At 64.9% G+C, this 22930-nt stretch carries 22 protein-coding genes and 1 riboswitch; of the genes, 15 read left to right on the forward strand and 7 right to left on the reverse strand.

Annotated elements, in window-relative coordinates:
• Positions 1–15: 15 nt before the first annotated feature.
• The 3 genes from serC (at position 16) to AC56PL_RS24085 (ending at position 3252) form a co-directional block, all read left to right on the forward strand.
• A complete protein-coding gene (serC, locus tag AC56PL_RS24075) occupies positions 16–1149 on the forward strand; it encodes a phosphoserine transaminase (RefSeq protein WP_497155381.1) in 1134 nt (377 codons plus the stop codon).
• Positions 1150–1294: 145 nt separating this feature from the next.
• Complete coding sequence (gene sepH, locus AC56PL_RS24080; RefSeq protein WP_497155382.1) at positions 1295–2392, forward strand: septation protein SepH; 1098 nt, start codon at positions 1295–1297, stop codon at positions 2390–2392.
• A gap of 56 nt (positions 2393–2448) precedes the next feature.
• Positions 2449–3252 (forward strand): DUF6928 family protein, encoded by an 804-nt coding sequence (locus tag AC56PL_RS24085; RefSeq protein WP_497155383.1) that lies wholly within the window; start codon positions 2449–2451, stop codon positions 3250–3252.
• A 55-nt stretch (positions 3253–3307) separates the two neighbouring features.
• On the opposite strand, the gene AC56PL_RS24090 is transcribed toward AC56PL_RS24085, so the two are convergent.
• Complete coding sequence (locus tag AC56PL_RS24090; RefSeq protein ID WP_497155384.1) at positions 3308–4144, reverse strand: TrmH family RNA methyltransferase; 837 nt, start codon at positions 4142–4144, stop codon at positions 3308–3310.
• Between the two features lie 74 nt (positions 4145–4218).
• On the opposite strand from AC56PL_RS24090, the gene AC56PL_RS24095 reads away from it, so the two are divergent.
• A complete protein-coding gene (locus AC56PL_RS24095; protein ID WP_497155385.1) occupies positions 4219–5445 on the forward strand; it encodes a GNAT family N-acetyltransferase in 1227 nt (408 codons plus the stop codon).
• Positions 5446–5507: 62 nt separating this feature from the next.
• Here the strand turns inward: AC56PL_RS24095 and AC56PL_RS24100 are convergent, their stop codons facing one another.
• Entirely contained in the window at positions 5508–5960 is a 453-nt protein-coding gene (locus AC56PL_RS24100) for an Rv0880 family HTH-type transcriptional regulator (protein WP_482141407.1), read from the reverse strand.
• A 145-nt stretch (positions 5961–6105) separates the two neighbouring features.
• Between AC56PL_RS24100 and AC56PL_RS24105 the strand changes: the two genes are divergently transcribed.
• Positions 6106–6348: a DUF2530 domain-containing protein gene (locus tag AC56PL_RS24105; protein WP_497155386.1), complete on the forward strand. Its 243-nt coding sequence runs from the start codon at positions 6106–6108 to the stop codon at positions 6346–6348.
• On the opposite strand, the gene AC56PL_RS24110 is transcribed toward AC56PL_RS24105, so the two are convergent.
• Genes AC56PL_RS24110 through AC56PL_RS24120 form a run of 3 tightly spaced genes read right to left on the reverse strand, consistent with a single transcriptional unit; the run spans position 6236 to position 10457 of the window.
• Positions 6236–6943: a phosphatase PAP2 family protein gene (locus AC56PL_RS24110; RefSeq protein ID WP_495517561.1), complete on the reverse strand. Its 708-nt coding sequence runs from the start codon at positions 6941–6943 to the stop codon at positions 6236–6238. The genes AC56PL_RS24105 and AC56PL_RS24110 overlap by 113 nt on opposite strands.
• Positions 6909–9629, reverse strand: a complete 2721-nt coding sequence (locus tag AC56PL_RS24115) for a sacsin N-terminal ATP-binding-like domain-containing protein (protein ID WP_497155387.1) — start codon at positions 9627–9629, stop codon at positions 6909–6911. The genes AC56PL_RS24110 and AC56PL_RS24115 overlap by 35 nt, the downstream gene beginning before the upstream one ends.
• A gap of 36 nt (positions 9630–9665) precedes the next feature.
• Positions 9666–10457 carry a DUF3027 domain-containing protein gene (locus AC56PL_RS24120; RefSeq protein WP_495517559.1) on the reverse strand — a complete coding sequence of 264 codons (792 nt, stop codon included), beginning with the start codon at positions 10455–10457 and terminating at the stop codon, positions 9666–9668.
• A gap of 288 nt (positions 10458–10745) precedes the next feature.
• On the opposite strand from AC56PL_RS24120, the gene AC56PL_RS24125 reads away from it, so the two are divergent.
• Both AC56PL_RS24125 and AC56PL_RS24130 read left to right on the forward strand, forming a co-directional pair.
• Positions 10746–12458 carry an MFS transporter gene (locus AC56PL_RS24125; RefSeq protein WP_497155388.1) on the forward strand — a complete coding sequence of 571 codons (1713 nt, stop codon included), beginning with the start codon at positions 10746–10748 and terminating at the stop codon, positions 12456–12458.
• A complete protein-coding gene (locus tag AC56PL_RS24130) occupies positions 12455–12988 on the forward strand; it encodes a DUF2771 family protein (RefSeq protein WP_495517557.1) in 534 nt (177 codons plus the stop codon). The genes AC56PL_RS24125 and AC56PL_RS24130 overlap by 4 nt, the downstream gene beginning before the upstream one ends.
• 22 nt (positions 12989–13010) lie before the next feature.
• Here the strand turns inward: AC56PL_RS24130 and AC56PL_RS24135 are convergent, their stop codons facing one another.
• A complete protein-coding gene (locus tag AC56PL_RS24135) occupies positions 13011–13424 on the reverse strand; it encodes a cold shock domain-containing protein (RefSeq protein ID WP_495517556.1) in 414 nt (137 codons plus the stop codon).
• Positions 13425–13651: 227 nt separating this feature from the next.
• Between AC56PL_RS24135 and AC56PL_RS24140 the strand changes: the two genes are divergently transcribed.
• From AC56PL_RS24140 to AC56PL_RS24175, 8 genes are all read left to right on the forward strand, one after another.
• Positions 13652–13903 (forward strand): hypothetical protein, encoded by a 252-nt coding sequence (locus AC56PL_RS24140; protein ID WP_497155389.1) that lies wholly within the window; start codon positions 13652–13654, stop codon positions 13901–13903.
• Positions 13904–13911: 8 nt separating this feature from the next.
• On the forward strand, positions 13912–14424 hold the full coding sequence (locus tag AC56PL_RS24145; protein ID WP_495517554.1) for a flavin reductase: 513 nt from the start codon (positions 13912–13914) through the stop codon (positions 14422–14424).
• 96 nt (positions 14425–14520) lie between these two features.
• Entirely contained in the window at positions 14521–15585 is a 1065-nt protein-coding gene (gene moaA / locus AC56PL_RS24150; RefSeq protein ID WP_495517687.1) for a GTP 3',8-cyclase MoaA, read from the forward strand.
• Position 15586: 1 nt separating this feature from the next.
• A complete protein-coding gene (locus AC56PL_RS24155) occupies positions 15587–15835 on the forward strand; it encodes a MoaD/ThiS family protein (RefSeq protein WP_495517553.1) in 249 nt (82 codons plus the stop codon).
• 305 nt (positions 15836–16140) lie between these two features.
• Positions 16141–16339, forward strand: a riboswitch (cyclic di-AMP (ydaO/yuaA leader).
• A 7-nt stretch (positions 16340–16346) separates the two neighbouring features.
• On the forward strand, positions 16347–16943 hold the full coding sequence (locus AC56PL_RS24160) for a transglycosylase family protein (protein ID WP_495517552.1): 597 nt from the start codon (positions 16347–16349) through the stop codon (positions 16941–16943).
• A gap of 274 nt (positions 16944–17217) precedes the next feature.
• Entirely contained in the window at positions 17218–18804 is a 1587-nt protein-coding gene (locus AC56PL_RS24165; RefSeq protein ID WP_495517551.1) for a hypothetical protein, read from the forward strand.
• 104 nt (positions 18805–18908) lie between these two features.
• A complete protein-coding gene (locus AC56PL_RS24170) occupies positions 18909–19616 on the forward strand; it encodes a YoaK family protein (protein ID WP_497155390.1) in 708 nt (235 codons plus the stop codon).
• A gap of 164 nt (positions 19617–19780) precedes the next feature.
• The gene (locus AC56PL_RS24175) at positions 19781–21178 is read left to right on the forward strand and encodes an MFS transporter (RefSeq protein ID WP_495517549.1); all 1398 of its coding nucleotides are present in this window, start codon (positions 19781–19783) and stop codon (positions 21176–21178) included.
• On the opposite strand, the gene AC56PL_RS24180 is transcribed toward AC56PL_RS24175, so the two are convergent.
• On the reverse strand, positions 21169–22842 hold the full coding sequence (locus AC56PL_RS24180; protein WP_495517548.1) for a helix-turn-helix domain-containing protein: 1674 nt from the start codon (positions 22840–22842) through the stop codon (positions 21169–21171). The two genes, AC56PL_RS24175 and AC56PL_RS24180, sit on opposite strands and share 10 nt — an antisense overlap.
• Positions 22843–22930 lie beyond the last annotated feature (88 nt).

A 22930-nucleotide genomic window follows, 5' to 3' on the forward strand; every position in this document is an offset into this window, starting at 1 on the left:
CTCTAGACTGATCGCATGAGCGAAACGATCTCCATTCCGGCCAACCTCTTGCCCAGCGACGGCCGTTTTGGTTGTGGCCCGTCCAAGGTTCGCCCCGAGCAGCTGCAGTCGCTGGTCGACACCGGCGCATCGGTATTCGGTACCAGCCACCGCCAGGCCCCGGTCAAGAACGTCGTCGGTTCGATCCGCAGCGGACTGTCCGATCTGTTCTCGCTCCCCGACGGCTACGAGGTCGTGCTCTCCAATGGCGGCACCACCGCCTTCTGGGACGCCGCCGCATTCGGTCTGATCTCGAAGCGTGCACTCAACCTGACCTACGGCGAATTCTCCAGCAAGTTCGCCACCGTCTCCAAAAAGGCCCCGTTCCTGGAAGACCCGGTGGTCATCTCGACCGAACCGGGCACCGCACCGAGTGTCAGCACCATCGGCGCCGACAAGTTCGACGGCGTCGACCTCGTCGGCTGGGCGCACAACGAGACCTCGACCGGTGTGGCAGTGCCCGTCAGCCGCCCCGTGCTCGCCGGTGACGCCCTGATCGCCATCGACGCCACCTCCGGCGCAGGCGGTCTGCCCGTCAACGTCGCCGACACCGACGTGTACTACTTCGCACCGCAGAAGTCCTTCGCGTCAGATGGCGGACTGTGGATCGCCCTGATGAGCCCCGCCGCGCTCGACCGGATCGCCACCATCGGCGCTTCCGATCGCTGGTGCCCCGAGTTCCTGTCCCTGCCGACCGCCGTCGAGAACAGCAGCAAGAACCAGACCTACAACACCCCGGCCATCGCGTCGCTGCTGTTGCTCGCCAACCAGATCGAGTGGATGAACTCGAACGGCGGCCTCGACTGGTGCACCGCCCGGACTGCGGACAGCAGCTCACGGCTCTACGACTGGGCGGAGGCCAGCGAGTTCGCCACCCCGTTCGTGAAAGACACCGCGCACCGCAGCCAGGTCGTCGGAACCATCGATTTCAACGATGACGTCGACGCTGCAGCGGTCGCTAAGGTGTTGCGCGCCAACGGAGTGGTCGACACCGAGCCCTACCGCAAGCTCGGTCGCAACCAGCTTCGGATCGGCATGTTCCCGGCCGTCGAACCCGACGACGTGAGCCGCCTGACCCAGTGCATCGACTACGTCGTCGGCGCACTGTAGCGGTTAGCCTCACTGGGCCCACCCCTGCTGAGCTGGCATTTTTATGCGTGTCATGCCCACCGTTTGGGTCTGACTGCATTACGCTGACGCCAATGCACACCGACACAGATGTTGAGGCTGGCTCCGAGTCGTGAAGGAGAAGCAGATGCGTGAGCTTCGAGTCATCGGCCTTGAGCCGGACGGCAAGAAGGTGATCTGTCAGGACACCGAGTCGGGCGAGAAGTTCCGTATCCCTGCTGATGACACCCTGCGTGCGGCTGCCCGTGGCGATCTGACCCGGCTGGGACAGATCGAGATCGAGATGGAAAGCACCCTTCGGCCCCGCGAGATCCAGGCCCGGATCCGCGCGGGCGCCACGGTCGCCCAGGTGGCTGCGGCTGCCGGGGTGTCGATGAGTCGTGTCGAACGTTTTGCTCATCCGGTGCTGCTCGAGCGCTCCCGCGCGGCCGAACTGGCGGCGGCGGCGCACCCGTTGCGCTACGACGGGCCGGCACTGTCCACGCTCGGCGAGATTGTTGCCGCTGCCCTCGGCGCCCGCGGGCACAATCCCGAGAACACCGAATGGGACGCCTGGAAGGCCGAGGACAACCGCTGGGTCGTCCAGGTCAGCTGGCACGTCGGACGCTCTGTCAATCGCGCTCATTGGCGTTATCTGCCCGGCTCGAATTCGGGCACGGTGGAGGCAATCGACGAGGTCGCCGACGAGTTGATCGATCCGGATCTGAGCCGGCCGTTGCGTAGCGTGACAGCGCTCTCGCCCACCGTCGACGACACCGGCTCCGAAGAGACCGAACTCGCCTTCGACTACACACCGCCGAAAGCTGCTCGGGTGTCGCCGATTTCGCGTTCGGCTCGCCTGACCGTGAAGTCCGACGGATCCGGTGAGGTCACCGTGGACGCCGATTCGGTCACCGGTGAGCAAACGGCCCGCCGAGCACCTCGTCCGGCCACGGTCGAGTCCCGTCCCCAGCCGACCGCCGCCCGGATCGATCCGGTTGACGAAGCCGACGATCTACCCGAGGCGATCACCGACGAGCCGACGTCGGAGGAGCAGACCGAGGTGGCGGTAGCCACCGAAAAGCCCGAAGCGCAACAGGGTCCGGTCACACCGACCGGTCCCAAAAACCCTGAGACCGGGGACAAGTCGGAACCCAACCGTAAGCGCGGGCGCGGGAATCGCAAGCCTTCGGTACCTGCCTGGGAGGATGTACTTCTCGGGGTCCGCAGCAGCGGCAACCCGTGAAGGGCGTTTAATTGTTCCGTACGTAAGACAGGTCGGCACCGACGAAAGGACTTGAGTTGGCAGCGAAAGCGTCGATGCTCTGGTTCATCAACTCAAGCGATCCGGTAGCCGAGATCAGGCAGGGCCTGCGACACGATCCCGCCGCGGCGGCCAGCCTTGCCGGCGCATTGTGCCCTGACCTCGCCGTTTTGCCCATTGGTGAGACAAACCTTTCGTCCGCCGCGACTCCGGCCGATGATCAGCTCTTCGTGGGCGTCTATGGCTCGCTTGTGGTGGTCACGAGCCCGGTACTCTCGACGACCACTCCGTCCACACTGCCCGAGGCCTGGATCACTGCGGTCCCGTCCGACGAAGTGGTTGTCCTGCACACCGAACCGGAATCGTCCCTGGGAGCCTTCGCCCGCTGGGAGGACGGCACACTACGCCGCTCGTTCTCGGCAAACCCGGTCACCATCTACGAAAACATCGGGCTGCCTTTCATATTCGAGGGCCCGTTCTGGGCCGGCGAGCATCCCCTGATGTATGCCGATGGCGCCCAACCAGATCCACAGGCTCTGCCATTCCATCCGCAGGAGTTCGCCGAACAGGCAATCCGCGAATGGCTCGGTTTTCGGTTCACCACGCCACTGGGCCCCGAGGATTCCGATCCGTCGAACATCGTCGTCTCGGGCTTCGCGATTCGACCCAAGGGGTATGTGCCGACAGAGGCCGATGTCGAGTTGGGGGTGTCCACCGACAACGGGTCCACCAGCACCGGGTCCACCAATAACGCAATGACCGACCGCGGTGACAACGACGAGTCGGGCGAGCACAAGCCGGGCCGGGTGGCCCGGTGGTTCGGGTTCGGCCCCAAGCCCTGACCCGGGCGCGAAGCAACTGACTCCCGGCGCCCCCGGGATCAGATCACGCGAGGGCTCAGCGTGCCCGCTCGTAAAAGGCGAGCGCCGCTGCCGTCGCCACGTTGAGTGAGTCGGTCCCCCTCGCCATCGGAATACGTGCTCGCACATCGCCGGAGAGCATCGCCGTCTCCGACAGACCCGGACCCTCGGCCCCGACCATGAAGGCAACCCGCTCGGCGTCCACCGCTTCCGACAGCGGGAGGGCAGCACCGTCAGGCGTGAGCGAGATGATCCGGAAGTTGTTGTCGCGGAGCATATCCAGATCCGATGGCCAGCTTTCGACGTGGGCAAAGGGAACCAGCAGCACATGTCCCATCGACACCCGAACCGACCTCCGATAGAGCGGATCGGCGCAGGCGCCGCCGAAGATCACCGCGTCGACCCCCAGTCCCGCGGCGTTCCGGAAGATGCTGCCGATGTTCTCGTGATCGTTGACACCCTCGAGGACCGCCACTGTCCGGGCACCGACGAGCACATCGGTGAGCGTGAGCGGCTCGGGACGGCGGGCGACGGCGAGGACGCCACGGTTCAGATGAAATCCGACCACCTCCGCCATCACGGCGGCACTGACCCGATAGAAGGGCACCCCGGCCACCGTGTCGGTACCGAGGGTGGGGGCCAACTCCCGTAGGCGCTTGTCGACGCCCAGGAACGCATGCGGCGCGAACCGGGAGGCAACCATTCGCTGGGCGACCAGCACTCCCTCGGCGATCACGAACCCTTTACCCGGCAGGCCACCGGGAAGAACGGGCAGGTCAGGACGTCGGTCTGCGGCGTTCAAATCTCGAAAATCATCGACCCGTGGATCGATCGGGTCGTCGATGTCGATCACGTCGACTGTGAGATCCGACATGATGCCGCCTGGGTGGGTATGCGATCCGACCATCCGGCTAGTCTGCCCGACCGTCGATGTGACAGGTTGGAAGGGTGAGCAACGGTAATTTGACGCTTCGTCGAGCAATCGAATCCGACTGGCCCGACATCGCCATCGCCGATGCGCGGGCGTTCGCATTTGTCGAACCGCTCGACGACGAAGCCCTGGCGGACATCCGATCCAAGGTCACCGAAGGCGACGCCATCGTGGTCCACGACACCTCCGATCCGGAGCGTCCCGTCCTCGTGGGTGTGGCGATGTTCTTCCGGATGAAGATGTCGATCCCCGGCGGACTCCGGGTCGACCTGCCCGGATTGTCCTGGGTATCGGTGGCAGCGACGCACCGTCGACGCGGAATCCTCCGGATGATGATCACCGAGATGTTCGAACAGTGGGAACGCGAGCAGTCGACATTCTCGATCCTGACGGCCTCCGAAGGAACGATCTACGAACGATTCGGTTACGGGCCCGCGGCTTTCGACCACACTTTGCGTCTGGATCTGCGAAAGGCCTCACTGCGGGCTCCGGCGCCGGCGGACTCCCGGGTCCGGTTTGCCGATGCCGACCAGGTCCGCGAATGTGTTCCCGAGATCCACAACCGTTGGGTTTCGACCCGGCCCGGCGCGATCGTCCGAACGCCGGTGTGGTGGAACATGATCTTCGCCGATCGCCCTATCCTCCGTAACGGGCGCAGTGGACTCCACTACCTGGTGCACCCCGATGGTTACGCCAGCTACCGGATCCACCACGAGTCCGAAACCGTTTCCATCGCAGAGGTTTCCGAGCTCTTCACCGTCACCGACGAGGCCCACACCGAGCTGTGGCGGGTCTTGTCAGGGCTCGATCTGATCCCGGCGCTCACCGCAACGACCCCGGTGGACGATCCTCTCCCCCTCAAGCTCACCGATCTGCGTGCACCGACGGTCACCGGTATCCACGACAGCATGTGGCTCCGCATACTCGATGTCGAGCAAGCTCTTTCGCTGCGCGAGTACGGTCACGACATCGACTTCGTGCTCGAGGTGGCCGATTCGTTCCGCGAATCCGGTGGGCGCTGGAATGTGTCGATCACCGACAACAAAGCCACGGTCAGTGCCACCGACGCCGAACCCACTGTCCGAATGGACATCTCGGTGCTGGGCAGTCTCTATCTCGGCGCATACCGCGCAGTCGACTTCGCTGCCGCGGAAAGACTCTGGACCGTCGACGGCGTCACCCTGCATGCGATCGATCAGGCGTTCAGCACGGACCGCAGGCCGGTTGCGGGCACGTCCTTCTGAGAACCACGTCCTTCTGAGAACCACGTCCTTCTGAGAACGAGCGCCACCGCCGGTTGCGGCGCTCAGTCGCTTTCGGTGACGATCGACTCGATGATGCCGACCGCACCGCGCAGGGTGGCCAGCTGCTGGTCGTCGAGCCGCTTGAGCTGAGCCCGCAACCATTCCTCACGTGCGTTCGCCTCGTCGACCACCAGCGCGTCCCCGGCCGATGTCAGGGTCACGATCACCTGCCGACCGTCCGTCGGATGCGGCTCACGCTTGACCATCCCCAGGTCTGCCAGGGAGGCGATCACGCGCGTCATCGACGGCGGTTGGACGCGTTCACGTGCGGCGATGGCACCCGGGGTCATAGAACCCTCGCGCTTGAGTGTGGACAGAGCCGACAGCTGCGTGAGCGACACCACGGACGATGCCCGGCGCCCACGTAAATGCCTGGTCAGCCGCACTACAGCTATCGCCAGATCACTTGGCAACTTCTCGTCATTCTGCTCCACGGTTCGAGGATAGGTGAGCATGACCGAAATGCGCGCTGAACTGCCAAGGTTCATTTGTTCACCTCACAATTGAGCGACTGTCGAAAATAATTGCAAAAACTGCACTTCGCCCATTGGGTGAGCACCGCGAATTCATGCGCGGGCGAAATCGGATTAACCTGACCCCATGCACGCAGAGATTCCCCAACTGCCCTCCCGATGGACCGCCCCCGGGCCGGTGATCGCCGTGGGAATGGCCGCGTGGCTGATCGCCACCCTCGTGGTGGCGATCTGGGACCTCGGCACCGACACCACACTCACGATCTGTCTGGTGGGCCTTGGGGTGGGTCTGTTCGGCTGCTTTGTGGTGTATCTGCAGAAGCTGGCGGTGCGCCGAGGGAGCCCGGCGGCTCAGCAGGGCCTGTCCTGAAGGTCATCCATGTCGCAGCTGCGACAAAGAGCGCCCCCAGTATCCATCCTGCGACGACATCGGTCATCCAGTGCGCTCCCAGGTACACACGGGTGACGCCGATGCTCAGCGCCAGCAACGGCGCGAACAACAGGACCCACAGGTGCGCCCGAACCCAGGGGCTGAACCGATAGATGGCAACCGCAGTCAATCCGTAGACCACGGTCGAGCTCATCGCATGACCTGACGGGAACGAATGGGTCGACAGCTCCACCAGCCGTTCGGGCATCGGGGGCCGATCACGGGAGAACAGTTCCTTCAGGGCGACCATCATCAGTGAACCCACGGCCGAGCCGAGGCCGACGAAGAGTGCGAGTCGCCACTGGCTGCGGAGAGCGAAAAAAGCGGTGACAGCGATCGCGACCAGAAACAGCGTCAGGGTGTTGCCCAACGTGGTGATCGCCTTCATCACCGTGGTCCAGGTATCTGTGCGGTGATCGACCATCCAGTCGAGGACGTACTGATCCGGACCGAACGACGTCGCCCCGTCGGTCCCGGCCACGAGGCTGCTGCTGGGCAGGTCAGCCGGGTACGACGCGGGACTTTGTATCAACATGGATCAGTCCATCCTCGTCACGCCACCACGGCACCCGGTACTCGGCACTGCTGCCCCCTCGACGCAACACGACGGTCAGGTCCGAGTGCACCCGGATGGGGCCCACCGGCAACTCACGGTTTTGCGACAGGGCCGTCTGCAAGGCCCAGGGCTGCGCATCCCAGGTCGACTCCAGCCCCGCCTCGGCAGGCCCTCCGACGAACTCCTCGGTTGCGGTCGGTATATCAAGCAGATCAGCGAGATTGGCGGCCAGGGCGTATTCGCCAGGCATCACCGATACGGTCGTGGCCGGGTCCAGCGCGGCGACCATCCACGGCGCGTCGAGTACGACCGCCTCCGGAGTCACCGAACCGGCCAGGGTGCGATATCCCGCCGGTGGTTCGAGGTCGTCGAGACGGATACGACCATCGCGCAGTGCACGCGCCAATTCGGTGTGCACCGCTGCTGCCACCGATGGCGTGATGCTCCGATCCGGATCGGACAAGTGCCACAACATCATCCGCGCCTGCTCGGTGTCCTCTACGTCGACGCTGCCGAGCGCGCCGGCCAGACCATCGGCCTGTGGGTGCTCCAGCGGATCGAGCAGACCCCGGGCGGCCTGGTCGCTCGGCGCCCGCCAACCGCCCAAGCGATTCCCGTCGATCACGGCGAAATGTCGTAGCCACCAGGCCGTATAACCGCGGCGGTCGGCGAGTAACGGGGCGACATCCGGCGATTCGGCCAGCAGCGTGAGCGCCTCCGACCACTTGTCGGGGTCGACCAGGTCGAGATCACGGACCGCGATCAATGTTTGAGGTGCGTCGGTCAGGGTGTCCCACCACTGCGATTCGTCGGGCAGATCGTGGTCCGGGCCGGTCGGATATTCCTCCCGCGCCAAGGTGAAGTCCCAACCGACCCCGAGCGCCCGCAGCGCCGCTGCCCCGTACTCCTGCACCCATTCGGGACTGACCACGCCGAACGGTGAATCATCAACCAGCACAGCGGCCAACGGACTGTCCGGCAGCAGGAGTTCGTCCGCCGGACGGGGTTCGTCGTCGATGGTCGGCAGCTCCAGCGATCCCAGCCATCCCGGAACCGCCGAATCCGGGGCACTGCGAAGAAGACCCAGCACACTACGGACGAGCTGTTCACTGCCCGAGTCGGATTCGATCTCGGCCTGCAGCGCCGGGTCTGCGAGCATCTCCCCCACCGAGATCCGCCGGGCTCCGAGACGTTCGAGCAGGTCGTGGACCGCATCGGGATGAATGGTCGGCAGCCACGACGGGGCTGCGGTCTGCGTGTCGTCGGCGTCGGCGGATGCGTGTGGCGGCAATACCGTGCCGCGAGCACCCGGCATCGTCCGGCCATCGACCAATGGCACCGGCAGCGCACCGAGTTCGTCCACCTGCCCCTGCGCGAGCACCGACAACTCGGCGTAAAGCTCTCCCCACCACCGTGGTTCGCGCTGAACACCGGTCAGCCGAGCCGCGACCTCGGCCAGTCCGATCTCGGTGACCCCCACCGAACGCAACCGACTCAGCGCAGATCGTTCGGACAGATCCGGATGCACCAACGTGGCCACGATCTCCCCGATCAGCGCCGCGAGACCCGGGGTCAGATCGACCAACACCTCGGAGCGAGAGGGAATCAGGTCGTTCCCGTCGGCGCCAGGCAACCACCGATGCTCGCGCAGGTCGTTGATCAGCGCGGTCCGCAACCGCTCGTCCTCGTGACCGGCGGCAAAAACCGGCGGAGGAACCAACACCAGCCGATCCACCGCCGGTAGCGCAACAGCGAAGTCGGTGTAACCCACTGCGAGCGTGGAGATATCGGCATCCGGATGTAATCCGCGACGATCAGCCGTCAGACGGACATCGCCGACACAGATCGCCGGTACCGTGAGTTCGACATCGGTCCGGGTCGGCGCGCGGAGCACTCCGGACGTCACCTGAACAACGTGGCCGCCTCGCAACGGGAGCAGCCATCGGGCATGTGGCGCCACGTATTCGCGCCATCGCTCGGCTCCGATGGTGACAACATCACCGTCGCGGGTCCGCGTGAAGTTCTTGTCGCCAACCGAAATCGTTTCGACGGCAGGCAGTTCCAGTAACAGTTCCACACTCTCGGCACGAAAATCGGCGAGCATGGCCACCGCGTCGACCGCGCCATCGAGTTCGAGCACCACCTCGGTATCGAAGCCGGCAGCAGGTAGTGCGTCGATCGGCCACGCCAGCCGCAGAGTTGGCACCGGATGCCCGGCCAGGTCGGTTCCGGTCAGTTGCGCCCTGGTGCGCGTCGCCGAGAACTCGATGGATCCGGTGCGAGAACGGATCTGGACGTGGTCGGTGACGGCGGCCACCGCACTGAATCCGACCCCGAAACGCCCGACCAGACCGTCACCGGTCTTGCTCGAGGACCGCAACGCGGTCAGAGCCTGCACGCCCGACCGATCGAGTGGGGCCCCGGTGTTCGCGACGTGAAGGTCTCCACCGTCGATCCACACCGCCACCCGGCCTGCGACACCGGCTTCGGTGGCAGCATCGGCGGCGTTGGCAACGAGCTCGGTCAGCAGGCGATCGCGGTACCCGACCCCGACCAGATCGGATTCGGCGGCGGTGTCCTCACGCAGACGAGTGGGCGACGCCAACCAGGACTGCAGGATCGAATCCCGCAACCGATCAACACCAAACGGATCCGGCCCGGCCATCACCGGTACCCGCCGGCGTGCGCCATCACGCGCAGCTCAGGAATTCGCGTGGATCTCGACCGCGCCATCGTCATACGCGTCGTAAGCCGGACTGCCTGCACCCTCGGGTGCCTTCACATCCGAGTGCGCCCCACAGCCGTAGTCGGCGTGGACCACATGCCCGTCGGCAGAGTACTCATTGGCGCAGACGCCGAACGCCGCGCGCAAGGAACCCACCACGGGAAGATAGAACGCGCACGAGACGCAATTGTGCTTCGCGCTGCGGGCCATCTCGGCGGCCGGACCGTGGTCGCCGTCGACCCAACGCTGCGCGGCCTCGATACGGCCCTCGTAGCTCAACAAGCGCTTGCGGCCGAGCCCGATCGCCTCGCCTACCGCCGCTTCTTCGTCGACGAGATCAAAATCACCGTTGTCGACGTAGCCGGGCACGAGCCGCGGATCATCGGCGGGCGTGGCGAGCAGATCACCTGGATGCAGATCGCCGGGCCGGAGCCGCTGATCCCACGGCACCCAGACCGGTGCGGTCAGTGCCGAAGACCCGGGCAGCAAAGCCACCTCGTTGATGGTGACGTCGTCACTATCGGGGCAACCGGCCAACACCACACACCACTGCCACCCGCGATACCCGGGCACGTTGGCCGCGAAGTAGTGGGTCGCCGTGTAGTCGGCCTCGATCACCGCGTCGAGGTGATCCCCGATTTCCCGTTCGTCGGCGTCGATGGCGGCCCGCGCCTGATCGACGGCCGAGGTCAGGAGCGAGGCAACCCGCTGTTTGTCGGGCTGCGCACCATCGGTCGCTGTTTCTGGCTGTTCAGTAACCGCGTTCACCCCTCTAGTGTGCCGTATCGCAACCCGCCCGGAGTGCACGAGGGTTGGTCGGCGGTCACGGGATAGGGAAGAATCAGGAAAGTGAACCGAGGAAATCCACCACCTGATCCTCGTGCGACCCCCTCGGACCGGGGCGGAGACGCGCGGGGCCATGCTGGTGCATCCGGTCACGGCCCCCGGGAGCGTCCACGCCAACAACCCACTGCACATCCGGGTTCGGCCAATTACCCGGCGGACGGCGGATCCCCGCGCGCACCGCAGGCGGGTCCCCCACCACCGGGCCCCGGCATGCGGAACCAGCCACCCCGGAACCAGCCGCCGCGGAACAACCCCCCACGACAAGATCCGTCCGGGGCATACCCGCCGCCCGGTGCACCCGGTCGCCACGACACCCGGCCGCAGACGTCGCAGAACCGGCACCTGCCCCCGCTCGACGAGACCGATTACCACAGCGACGACAACGCCCGTGCCATGCCGCGCAAACTCACCGTCACCCGGGTGGCGGCCATGCGCGGTCGCGAACTGACGTCCAAGGGCCTCGGGAAAATCCATCAGGCCGCCACGGCGGACGGTGCCGATCGATCCGGTCTGACCGCGCTCACGTACCCGACGGTCGTCAACTTCGCCGTCGATGCCGCGATGACGATCGCGCTCGCCAACACCCTGTTCTTCGCCGCGGCCAGTGCCGAATCCAAGGGCAAGGTCGGGCTCTATCTCGCGCTGACCATCGCCCCGTTCGCCATCATCGCGCCACTGATCGGACCACTGCTCGACAAACTGCAGCGCGGTCGCCGGATCGCCATGGCGGGAACATTTCTCGGCCGGACCATCCTGGCGCTGCTCGTGATGGCCAACTCCGGATGGGATGCGGCCTCGAGCCAACTCACATACGACCCGTGGGTGCTCTACCCCTGTGCCCTGGGAATGTTGGTGTTGTCCAAATCCTTTGGCGTTCTCAAATCTGCGGTGACGCCACGTGTCCTCCCACCGACCATCGACCTGCCAAGGGTGAATTCACGGTTGACCACCTTCGGCCTGGTCGGTGGCACAATCGTCGGCGGCGGTGTGGCCGCCTTCTTCGAGATGGCGCTCGGCAAGGTTCTGCCGCTGCACATTCCGGGCGCGATGGTGTGGCTGGCGATCATCACCGTCGTCGGCGCGGTTCTGTGTATGCGAATCCCGTCGTGGGTCGAGGTCACCGAGGGTGAGGTGCCGACGACGCTGACGTACCACGGTGAGCCGGCCCGAACCCAGATGCCATCACCCGACGAAACCAAGAAGTCGACTGTCAAGGCGCTCACGGCAACGATCCGACAACCATTGGGCCGCAATGTTCTGGTGGGACTGTGGGGCAACGGGACCATTCGCATCCTCACCGGTTTCCTGACGCTGTTCATCGCCTTCTACGCAAAGTCTCAGCAGGGTGGCGGCAGCGGCTGGGCGCAGGTCGCGATGCTCGGCGCGGTGGGTGCGGCAGCCGGTATCGGCAACTTCATCGGCAATGCCACCGGAACCCGGCTCGAGCTCCCGAATCCTCAGCGCATCGTTGTGATCGTCACCGGTTCGTGTGCCCTCGTCGCGCTGCTCGCCGCGGTCTTCGGCAACCTCATCTTTGTCATCATCGCCGCATTGGTCGCATCCGGAACCAGCGCGATCGGCAAGGTCTGCCTCGACTCGTCCATTCAGGACGATCTGCCAGACGCGTCCAGAGCATCGGCGTTCGGCCGCTCCGAGACCGTGCTGCAGATGGGCTGGGTGTTCGGGGCCTCCCTCGGCGTGTTGCTGCCGACGAATCTGTCCATCGGATTCGGTGTGGTCACCGTGCTGCTGGCCTTGGGCTTCGCCCAGACCTTTGTCACCAACCGGGGATCGACCCTGGTACCCGGTTTCGGCGGCAAGCGACCTGACATGACAATGCCGACCGGCGCAATCCACGTCGATCCCTCCGTGCGGGAGTCGTGGAACAAGAACACACGGAAAAAGGGTGCTCGCGAAGAATGAGTTTGACCGCAGGCGAAAAGAAGTTCGCCATCATCGCGGCGATTGTTGCCGTCCTGTTCGTGGCCATCGTCGGCGGCTCTGTTGCCGCTCTGACCGCAGGCCACAAGAGCGACGACGTCCCGTACGTCCAGGTTGCCTCCGGCACCGAATTGGTCCGCGTCGAACCGCTGGCGTACTGCACCATCGACCTGTCCAAATGTGAGGGCTCGGCGACGAATCCGCCAACGCGGGTTCCCGTTGCCGTCGGGGACACGCTCATGGTGTCGCTCTCCCATGAACTGGCTGTCGGACCGTGGATCCTGGTGGTGCAGTACCTGACTGCCGAAGGTTTCGACAACGGAACCGAGACCATCTACCTCAGCGATTCCAAACGCACCATCACGTTGCCCTCGACCGAGGACAAGATTCTGGCCGTCGTCCAGATCACCCAGCCGTCGCAGATCGAGACCGAACCGGGAGTCTTCATCCAACGAGGTATCTGGGGAATCGACACACTCCCCGACGGCGTCGACGTGCCCGCTTCCGGGTAGGTCGGCCCCGCCGGGGGCGGAATCAGGATTCGAGTTCGCGGGCCACGGCCCGGACAACCTCTGAAATACGTTGTGAAGTCTTGCGATCGGGATAACGACCCTTGCGCAGATCGGGCTGCACCTTGCCTTCGAGCAAGGTGATCAGATCGGCGACCATGCCGTGTAGCTCGTCGGTGGTATGCCGCTTGGGCTGATCCTTGCGGGCTTCCCTGGTGTTCTTGGCGACGCTCGGCGCGGGGTCGAGAATCTTGACCGTGAGGGCCTGCGGACCGCGACGACCCGCAGCCATGCCGAACTCGACCTTCTGGCCGGGCTTGAGCGCCTCGGTTCCAGCGGGGAGCGCTGACGAACGTACATAGACGTCTTCGCCATCATCTTGCGAGAGAAAGCCGAAGCCCTTCTCCGCGTCGTACCATTTCACCTTGCCGGTAGGCACTGTGCACACCCTCATCTGTTCGCGTGACCCAAAACGAAAGCGCCCGCTGTGACAAGTGCGGTCCAGCCAGACGCGTTTGATCAGTCTAGCCCCTCGACCATGCTCCCAACACCATGGTTTTCTCCCATCGGGCAGCCGTGACAGCGAGCTCGGCCTCCGGCTTCGTCTGGCCGGTGAGCGACCTCCGCCTTCGTCTGCACATGCGGCACTGCACTACCGTTGACCACATGCGCAAAGCCGAAGGCGCCGGACTGCTACGGGTTGCGGTGGGGTTGTTCGCGATCGGGCTCATAGCCCTCATCGCGCTGTTTCTCGCCGAGCCGATCACCGGAGAAACCGCTCCCCTGTTCGTCTACCTGCTCATCATGTGCGCTCCCCTGGGATTTTTGTTCGGGCTGATTTTTGCCCTCCGATCAGGGCGCCGGGCAAAGCAGCAGTCCGACCAATCCGGCGACGACAACAGCGCCCCATTAGAGTGACGTTCGAGATGAGCCTTCACATTGACGGAGCCCTGACGCCCACCAGCGATGGTTCGGCCCTGCGGCGTGCCTACAGTTGTTTTCCGACCGGTGTGGTCGCCGTATGCCATCAGGGCGACGGTGATCCGATCGGTATCGCGGCGAGTTCCTTCGCCACGGTGTCCCTCGATCCGCCACTGGTATCGCTGTGTGTGCAGAACGAGTCGACGACGTGGCCGAAGCTGCACTCCGCGGCCGTCCTCGGCGTGTCGGTGTTCGCGCACGACCAGGACGCCGAGTGCAAGCAGTTGGCGGGCCCGGCGGCAAAGAGGTTCGACGGACTCGACCTCGAAACAACTGCCGACGGGGCGCTGTTCATCGGCGGCGCGGTCGCGCAACTCGCCTGCGAGATCTACAACGAGATCCCGGCAGGCGATCACAGCCTCGTCCTCCTCAAGGTGCTGGCATTGCGCGCCGACACCGATCACGAGCCGCTGGTCTTCCACGCCAGTACCTTCCGCGCATTGCAGGCACGTCCCTGACGGTTCACGGTCCGACTTTGCGTGGTGAACGTCTGCGTTCACCACGCAGGAGCAGCAAACCGTAGGCTGGACACTGTGACAGTCACCGCACTCGGTATGCCGACCGGTCCCAACGCCAGACCGGTGACCGACACCGTCATGCCCACTTCCGGACCGATGATCGACACCTTCGGGCGGGCAGTGCGCGACCTGCGGGTGTCGGTGACCGACCGCTGCAACCTCCGGTGCACGTACTGCATGCCGGCCGAGGGCCTCGATTGGCTCGACAGAGCCGACGTCCTGACCGCCGACGAGATCATCCGGCTCGTCGGTGTCGCAGTCCGCGACCTGGGCATCCGCGCGGTTCGATTCACCGGTGGTGAACCGTTGCTACGCAAGGATCTGACCGAGATCATCAGCGCGGTAGCAGCTCTCGATCCACGCCCCGAGATCGCACTGACCACCAACGGCCTGAGTCTGGCCCGCAGCGCGGAAACCCTCGCCGCGGCCGGACTCGATCGGGTCAACGTCTCCCTCGACACCGTCGACGCGGCACGTTTCGCCTCGATCACCCGCCGAGACCGCCTTCCCGACGTCCTCGCGGGCCTGGCCGCAGCGGGCGCTGCCGGTCTACGGCCGGTCAAGGTGAACGCCGTCCTCGATCCCGACACCGGCCTCGCCGATGCCGCCGACCTCCTGCGGTTCTGCCTGGCCGAGGGATACGAGTTGCGCATCATCGAGCAGATGCCGCTGGACGCCGAGCATCACTGGTCGCGCACAAAGATGGTCACCGCCGATCAGATACTCGACACCTTGCAGGCCGAGTTCGATCTGCAGCCGGACACCGCCCCCAGAGGGGCCGCACCGGCGCAGCGGTGGCTTGTCGGAGGCCACCACACCCCGGACGGCAAACCGGCCCGGGTCGGCATCATCGCCTCGGTGACACGTCCGTTCTGCGGTGACTGCGACCGGACTCGCCTGACCGCCGACGGACAGCTCCGCAACTGTCTGTTCGCCACTTCGGAGACCGACATCCGAGGTTTACTGAGATCAACTGAGAATTCAGATCAGGACATTGCCTTGCGGTGGCGAGAAGCCACCTGGGGCAAGTTGCCAGGCCACGGAGTCAACGACCCGGGCTTCCTGCAGCCCTCTCGACCCATGTCGGCGATCGGTGGCTGACATGGAGATCTGCGTCAGGTTTTTCGCAGCCGCACAGGCCGCCGCCGGCGTCGAGCAGCTCGTGATACATCTCACTGACAAAGCGACACTTGCCGATCTGGAAAACGAATTGGGCCAATCGAATCCGCAATTGGCCGAAGTGTTGCAACGATGCTCATATCTGCATGAGTCGATAGCGGTCCGCGACCGTTCGCGCACCCTCTCCGGAGGCGACACAGTTGACGTTCTCCCGCCGTTCGCGGGCGGTTGAGCAACCGGACACCCGCTCATCGATCGGGTCATTTGACCCACTTGAGTGCTTCCTCCCCTTGAATGATGCTGTGACGTTACTCACATAACGGTTCGATCACGGATCGGACACGGGACGACACTCATAGCGGTGAGCAGCAAATATGCCAAATCGGGACCAAAAGTCCCCTCGGGACGCATCGCCCAGGCGCCTCAGATAGGCGTGTGCAAGCGCGAATTAACACGTAGCGTCTCACTCGGTCGAACTGATCGGCCAAACAATGCAACTGAATATTCTCGGATCGCCGCGCCCAACCTCGTCCCGCGTTCCGAGAAACTCCAAACGTAATTCAGGGACGAGGGCGGGGGACCCAACCATCTCCTGGAGATCACCGGATTCCGACGGCCGACGGCAGCAACGCCCGACACCGACGAAATCCTTGGGGTGCAGTTCCGCATAGCGGAACCGAGCAACCTCTCGCTCGAACCCGACAGCTGACTTCGTAGGCGCGTGGAGAGAGGAAGTAAACCTTATGTCCGGACGTCATCGTCAGCCGACCAACACCGGTCGCACCGTTGCCAAGATCGCCCTCACCTCTGCCGTCATCGGCGGCGGCGCCAGCCTCGCCTTCGCAGGCGGCGGCAACGCCGGAGCGGCCACCGACTCAGAGTGGGACCGCGTCGCACAGTGTGAGTCAGGCGGCAACTGGGCCATCAACACCGGAAACGGTTACCAGGGCGGCCTGCAGTTCTCCCCGAGTACCTGGACCGGCCACGGCGGCGGCGAGTTCGCCCCGTCCGCAGACCAGGCCACCAAGGAGCAGCAGATCGCTGTCGCCGAGCGTGTCCTCGCTTCGCAGGGCAAGGGCGCATGGCCCACCTGCGGCACCGGCCTGAGCGGCGCCACCGAGCGCGAAGCTCCCACCGCAGCCCCGAGCCTGGAGATCCCGGCCGTGCCCGAGCTCCCGAACCTGTCGCAGGCAACTGACGACATCGTCGCGCAGCTCAAGGCCACGATCGATGACCCCGCGCTGCACGACCTGCTCGATCAGGCCAACGCCCAGGGCGACCTCACCCCTGATCAGGTCGCACTGTTCAACGAGTACAAGGGTTACCTCCCCGCTTCCTGATCCACCTTCAGGAAGCCCCCAGACGAAGGACCCCACACGCGACGCAACGTCCGTGTGGGGTCCTTTTCCAAATTCAGGAGCAGGCCGGGGAGATGACCCGGCGTTACCCGGCAGACATGGAAGTAACACGCCCGTAACAATGCGTGAAGATTGCACATCTATGACGTGAACCACTGTGCAACGTTCGCGTTGCCGGGCACCGGTGCAAGCGGAAAACTCAAGTCGCACAGCCCCGCACCATATCGGCCCGGGTGCGTTTTCCGGAGGAGCCACATTGAACGCTCATCTCACTGCCGCCCACTGGGTGTATCTCGTCGGGATCATCGTCATCCTCGTCACGATGGCAATGCGCAAGAACATCGTCGTACCTGCTGTAATCGCCACATTCCTGACCGCATTCGTCTTCTCCGGCAGCATCATCACCGGTCTGGCGTCGATCTTCAATGCCAGTCTTGTTGCCGCCAAAGAGCTTTTCAACATCTTCCTCATCATCGCCATGGTCACGGCAATGTTGGGCGCACTTCGTCACATGGGAGCCGACCGCCTGATGGTCGCTCCATTCAGGCGCGTGATGCGTACCGGCACAAGCAGTTTCATCGTTCTGGCGGTCGTCACCTACGTGATCTCGCTGTTCTTCTGGCCGACGCCTGCGGTTCCACTTGTGGGCGCAGTGCTCATCCCGGTGGCCATCCGCGCGGGTCTGTCGCCTCTGTCGGTGGGTATGGTGATCGCCATCTGCGGTCAGGGTATGGCGCTGTCGTCGGACTACATCATCAAAGTCGCGCCCGGAATCTCCGCAACAAGCGCGGGTGTGGACGCCGACTCGGTCGCCGACAAGGCGATGATCCTCTCGCTCATCGTCGGCCTGACCGCCCTCATCATCACGTTCGTCATGCAGCGTAAACACTGGCGCTCCCCGTCACCGGACCTGCTCGTCGAATGGGAGGCCGAGGCGGACCGTGGTGCCGACGAACTTCGTGATGAGCTGGGCGAGGACGGTGGTGTCGGCGGAGCGGCCTCCGAGCCCGCAGGCGGACCCGCTGGACCACGGCCGGACGGCGCAGAACCGGTGGCGACCGCGGCCATCGCCACACCCTCCACGGCGACGGCCGTCATCGAGCGCAAAACAGTCGTTGACGACCAACCGCCGGCGAAGTCCGCGATGGCTCGCACCTTCGCGATGCTGGTACCACTGGTATATCTGGCCCTCGTGATCTACCTCATCTTGGGGAAGGTGGGTGTCGTCCCGGCCCTGAAGGGCGGCGATGCAGCCGCCATCGTCGGAGGTATTGCCACACTCGTGCTCTTCGCGGCCGCCGCGGTCTCCGACAAGGGCAACTTTCTCGAGACCACGTCCGAGCACCTCATCGACGGCCTGGTCTTCGCCTTCAAGGCGATGGGCATCGTGCTCCCCATCGCCGGCTTCTTCTTCATCGGAAACGCCGACTTCTCCGGCGCGATTCTCGGCTACTCCGACGACCAGGCAGGTCCGGCAATCCTGTTCGATCTGGTGAACTCCGCCCAGTCGCACCTCCCCCAGAACTCGTTCGTCACGGCGTTCGGCATCCTGTTCATCGGCATGGTCGCGGGTCTCGAGGGCTCCGGTTTCAGTGGCCTGCCACTGACCGGTTCGCTCGCCGGGGCTCTGGGTCCAGCCGTCGACATGGATCCATCGACGCTCGCGGCGATCGGTCAGATGGGCAACATCTGGTCGGGCGGTGGCACGCTCGTTGCCTGGTCGTCGCTCGTCGCCGTAGCCGGATTCGCCCGCGTTCCGGTGCTCGACCTGGCCCGCAAGTGCTTCCTGCCCGTCGTCAGCGGCCTGGTCCTCTGCACACTGTTTGCCATCTTGTTCCTCTGACATCGATCCGTCTCGAGTGCCCGCCGCGGAGTATCCGCGGCGGGCATTCGGTGTCGACCGGTCCGCTCGTCCCCCATCCACGCTCACCGAGGAGCCCACACACCATGCCGCCGCGCTTCCGTCTCGAACCAGCCTTCATACCCGTCATCGTCCTGACATTCGTCACCGGAATCGTCGACGCGGTCGGCTACCTCGCCCTGGATCGGGTGTTCACCGGCAACATGACCGGCAACATCGTCATCCTCGGTATGGGGTTGGCCGGAGCCGACGGACTACCGATTCTCGGCCCCTTGCTCGCGGTGTTGGCGTTCATGGCGGGTGCGTATGTGGCAGGCCGGTTGCTGCACGGTCACGAGAAGACCTGGCACCTCCGTCGCACCACCGGCCTGCTGCTCGCGGGCAGTGGCGCACTCGCCGGCTGTGCCCTGGCCCTGGTCCTTGCCGACTCGCACGCCGAACCAGTCCAGATCGCGGTCGCCGCAACCACAGCTGCGGTGATGGGCACCCAGGCGGCCGTCGCCCGGAAACTGGCAGTGACCGACATGACGACGGTGGTCGTCACCTCCACCCTCACCCAGCTCGCCGGTGAGTCGTTCGTGCTCGGCAGCAGGCACAGCCTTGCGAACCGACGGCTCGCCGCCATTCTCACGATCTTCCTCGGCGCCGTGGTCGGGGCACTGCTGCTGCGCGTGCACGTGGCGGTCCCGATGGCACTGGCCGCCGTCCTGATGATCACCGCCGCGATCATCGGTCATCTCGCGGTACGGGAACAGCGTCGCGAAGCAGCGGTTCCCAGCGTCTCCGCGGCCTGAATCCGACACGTGGCATCACACGAACCGGTCGGTGCAGTATGCACAGGAATGTACGAAAATGATGTGCACGATGCAGTATTCGCGGTAGTGCTCACCACCCCCCGCGGTGAGAAGGTAGGGTGCGGCGCCGGCCACCCGGCCCGGGAGACGGGGACGAGGAACCGATGACCACCACTGCCGACCCGGCCGAGACGGCAAACGCAGACGACGCCGGTACCCCGTTGGCCCTCTCGGCACTGCTTGCCGGGACGCTGGTCGGTACGGTCAGCAACAACATCGTCAATGTTCCACTCGCCGAGATACTTTCCGACTTCAACGCCCCTCTCGAAGACGGGGTCCTCGTCGCCGTCGGCTTCTTGCTCACCTTTGCCGCGACCATGCCGCTCGCCGGGTATGTCGGGGACCGTTTCGGCAGGCGCCGTGTGTACTGCGGTGCACTGCTGGCCACTGCCGTCTGTTCCGCCGGTGCTGCCACCGCGCCGAGCCTGGCCGCTCTGATCGCGTGGCGGTCACTCGGTGGTGTCGCAGCCGCCGCGTTCGCGCCCGCCGTGATGGGCTTGATCGCCTGGTTGTTCGGCCCACAGCGCCGGGCCAGGGCAGTCGGCGCCTGGGCGAGCGTGAACGGCATCGGGCAGGCCGTCGGCCCGTCGATGGGCGGACTGATCGCCGGGACATGGGGCTGGCGTTGGGTTTTCGTCCCGCTGATCCCGGTGGCGCTCATCGGGTTTGCCGGCACGATGCGTTGGATACCCGCCTATCCGGGACGTGTCATGCGCCTGGATGTGACCGGTGCCATCGCGTTGACGCTGGGGGCCGGAGTCCTGGTTCTGGGTCTGACCCTGGTGCCCCAGCCACGTGTACACGTGGCCGTCGTACTCGGCTTGATCGGTGTGGCGGGTGCCCTTCTCGGTTGGTTCATCTGGCACGCGCGCCGGGCCGCGGCGCCCTTCGTCGATGTCCGGTTGGCCGCCGAATCCCGCTTCGTCCGTAGCGCCGTCGCAGCGTGCGCCCAAATGTTCTGTCTGGGTTCAGCTCTGCTGGCCGTGCCGCTGTATCTCAACGAACACGGTGAGTCCACGGCCACCGCAGGCCTGATCCTGTTCGCCCTGCCGACGGCGATGGCCCTGCTCGGACCAGTGGTCGGGCGCACGTCTGACGCACTCGGCGCCCGACCGATGATGAGGGCCGGATTGTGCGTGTTGATTCTCGCCCAGATCGCGATGGTGTTGGTGGTCTGGGGATCTGACGGTAACCGCTGGACCATGGTCGGGGCGCTGATCACCACCGGTATCGGGATCGCGATGGTCCAGACGCCTGCGGCCGCCGGCTCCACGCGATCCCCCGCAGGCGCGCAGGGCACCGGACTGGGCCTGTTCAACCTCATCCGGTTCGGCGGATCGGCACTCGGCGCCGCGTGGGTCGCCATCGCGATCGACAGCTGGTCGTATCCGGCACTGTTCGGGGTGTGTGCGATCGTGGCAGCGATCGGTCTCGGCGCCACCTTCCTCGGGCGCGACCCGGAAGACGTCGGAGTCGAGCCGTCGAAAGAAGCTCAGCGGTAATTGATCTCGCCGTCGACCGCATGGTGGATTTGTTCGAGCAACTCCAGCCGGATGGCCAGCCAGACCGTGAACTGGTTCTCCGGCACCCGGACATCGATACGCAGGGCCCGGGTGATCCTGTCCAGTTTGGACAGCATCGTGTTCCGGTGGACATTGAGGTCACGCGCGGCAGCGTTCACGTTGCCGCCGACGCGGAGATAAGCGACCAGGGTGTCGTAGAGGTCCGAGCCCGGGCGCAACGGCCCCAACACATCTCGGACGAGTTGTCGGCCACGATCGGTGCCGGAGACGAGTTCGAGGGCCCCGAAGCCACGCAGGTCGCGATACGCGATCGACCCGGTCATCTGCAATCGCTGACCGATACCCAGCGCGACCCGTGCCTGCCGATAGCTCTCCCGGATCTGATCGACACCCAGAGCCGAAGCGCCGTGTGCCACCCGGGTGGTGCGTCCGCCGCGACGTTGGGCATCGAAAGCCATCGCTTCCGCGTATTCGGCCATCTCGACTTCGATCTCCCGGTCGTCGCGGGACTTCAGTGTCCGAACCACCACCAGCACATCGCCGATCACCGTGACGTACGAGCGGACTGCCGGATCCGGGAGCACTCCCGCGACGTGACGCGCGATCTTCACCAGACTCCCACTCCGGTCTGAATCGGACGAGTTCACCTTGGGCGCGGGCACCGGCACCACGAAGACACCGAATGTCGATGTGAGGTCGACGTCGTGGTAGTCCGCACGTGTCTGTAGGTCGTGTTCGCTCGTGAAACTGCCGTGTACAAGCGCCTGTACGAAGTCTCCCCGTGCACGTTCCTCGGCTTCGTCGACGCTGCGTTGTCGCAACATCTCTGATCCGACGATCGCTGTCGCCTGTTCTGTGACCACCGCATGCTGAGCGAGATCGTGCAGGCCAGGAGACGACGGTCCACCGGCCAGTACGACAACCCAGCCCTCGAACCATTTGCCGAGCATGATGGAGCTCGCGGTACAGGTATATCGGGGCTCCTCATCGTCGAGTTCGACCACGCAAGTGGTGGTGCCGTGTGTGGAACGGCCAGAAGTACGACTCTGCCTGTCCACCAGATTGTTTCGCAGTCGTTCGTACACTGACGCGGTTTCTTCCCCGACCATGCCGTGTTGGGCGACGACGGTGCCGCGAGCATCGAGCGCGAGCGCCGGACACTGGGCGAGCGTCGAGACCTCTCGGATCAGGATCGCCATCCCGGCACCTCGATGCAGTAGCCCGGCGAGCGTGTTGTGCACGTGCGACGAGTACCGCATGACATGCACTTCTTGATTCAGTGACCGTTCTGCCAGAAGACGATTCAGATCGGCGAAGCCGATCGGGAAGGACAGTTCGACCACAGCCATGTTCTCGGGCAGGTCCATGGCGGCGATCGCCGGGGGAAGCGAGCCGTCGATGATCAATGCCGCAGCACCGCGCGCGGCGAGCGCGGTCAATGCCTGCGGATTGCCTGCGATCGCTTCCGGGCGCGCGTACACCGCAACCGCGTCAAGGTTGTCATAGCGTCCCATGACTTCACTGAACGGAAGTGCCCATGTCAGCGGGCGATCCAAGCTGCCCGACCCGGAGACCACCGTTGCGCCTGCCATGAGTGTTTCATCCAGGAGGCCACGGCCGGTGAGTCGAGGGCTGGGTTCCATGACGGTCTGCCTTCTTCCACAGGAGATGTGATGCCGGCGGTTGCCGGACACACTGCATCCACCCATTATCGGGGTCACTCGCACTCAA

The organism is Williamsia sp. Y721, from assembly GCF_059683565.1.

Coding starts and splice junctions, on each gene's coding strand:
- serC (WP_497155381.1), top strand. CDS start 16: ATGAGCGAAACGATCTCCATTCCGGCCAACCTCTTGCCCAGCGACGGC.
- sepH (WP_497155382.1), top strand. CDS start 1,295: ATGCGTGAGCTTCGAGTCATCGGCCTTGAGCCGGACGGCAAGAAGGTG.
- AC56PL_RS24090 (WP_497155384.1), bottom strand. CDS start 4,144: ATGTCGGATCTCACAGTCGACGTGATCGACATCGACGACCCGATCGAT.
- AC56PL_RS24100 (WP_482141407.1), bottom strand. CDS start 5,960: ATGCTCACCTATCCTCGAACCGTGGAGCAGAATGACGAGAAGTTGCCA.
- AC56PL_RS24105 (WP_497155386.1), top strand. CDS start 6,106: ATGCACGCAGAGATTCCCCAACTGCCCTCCCGATGGACCGCCCCCGGG.
- AC56PL_RS24110 (WP_495517561.1), bottom strand. CDS start 6,943: ATGTTGATACAAAGTCCCGCGTCGTACCCGGCTGACCTGCCCAGCAGC.
- AC56PL_RS24115 (WP_497155387.1), bottom strand. CDS start 9,629: ATGGCCGGGCCGGATCCGTTTGGTGTTGATCGGTTGCGGGATTCGATC.
- AC56PL_RS24125 (WP_497155388.1), top strand. CDS start 10,746: ATGCGGAACCAGCCACCCCGGAACCAGCCGCCGCGGAACAACCCCCCA.
- AC56PL_RS24130 (WP_495517557.1), top strand. CDS start 12,455: ATGAGTTTGACCGCAGGCGAAAAGAAGTTCGCCATCATCGCGGCGATT.
- AC56PL_RS24140 (WP_497155389.1), top strand. CDS start 13,652: ATGCGCAAAGCCGAAGGCGCCGGACTGCTACGGGTTGCGGTGGGGTTG.
- AC56PL_RS24145 (WP_495517554.1), top strand. CDS start 13,912: ATGAGCCTTCACATTGACGGAGCCCTGACGCCCACCAGCGATGGTTCG.
- moaA (WP_495517687.1), top strand. CDS start 14,521: ATGCCGACCGGTCCCAACGCCAGACCGGTGACCGACACCGTCATGCCC.
- AC56PL_RS24155 (WP_495517553.1), top strand. CDS start 15,587: ATGGAGATCTGCGTCAGGTTTTTCGCAGCCGCACAGGCCGCCGCCGGC.
- AC56PL_RS24160 (WP_495517552.1), top strand. CDS start 16,347: ATGTCCGGACGTCATCGTCAGCCGACCAACACCGGTCGCACCGTTGCC.
- AC56PL_RS24170 (WP_497155390.1), top strand. CDS start 18,909: ATGCCGCCGCGCTTCCGTCTCGAACCAGCCTTCATACCCGTCATCGTC.
- AC56PL_RS24175 (WP_495517549.1), top strand. CDS start 19,781: ATGACCACCACTGCCGACCCGGCCGAGACGGCAAACGCAGACGACGCC.
- AC56PL_RS24180 (WP_495517548.1), bottom strand. CDS start 22,842: ATGGAACCCAGCCCTCGACTCACCGGCCGTGGCCTCCTGGATGAAACA.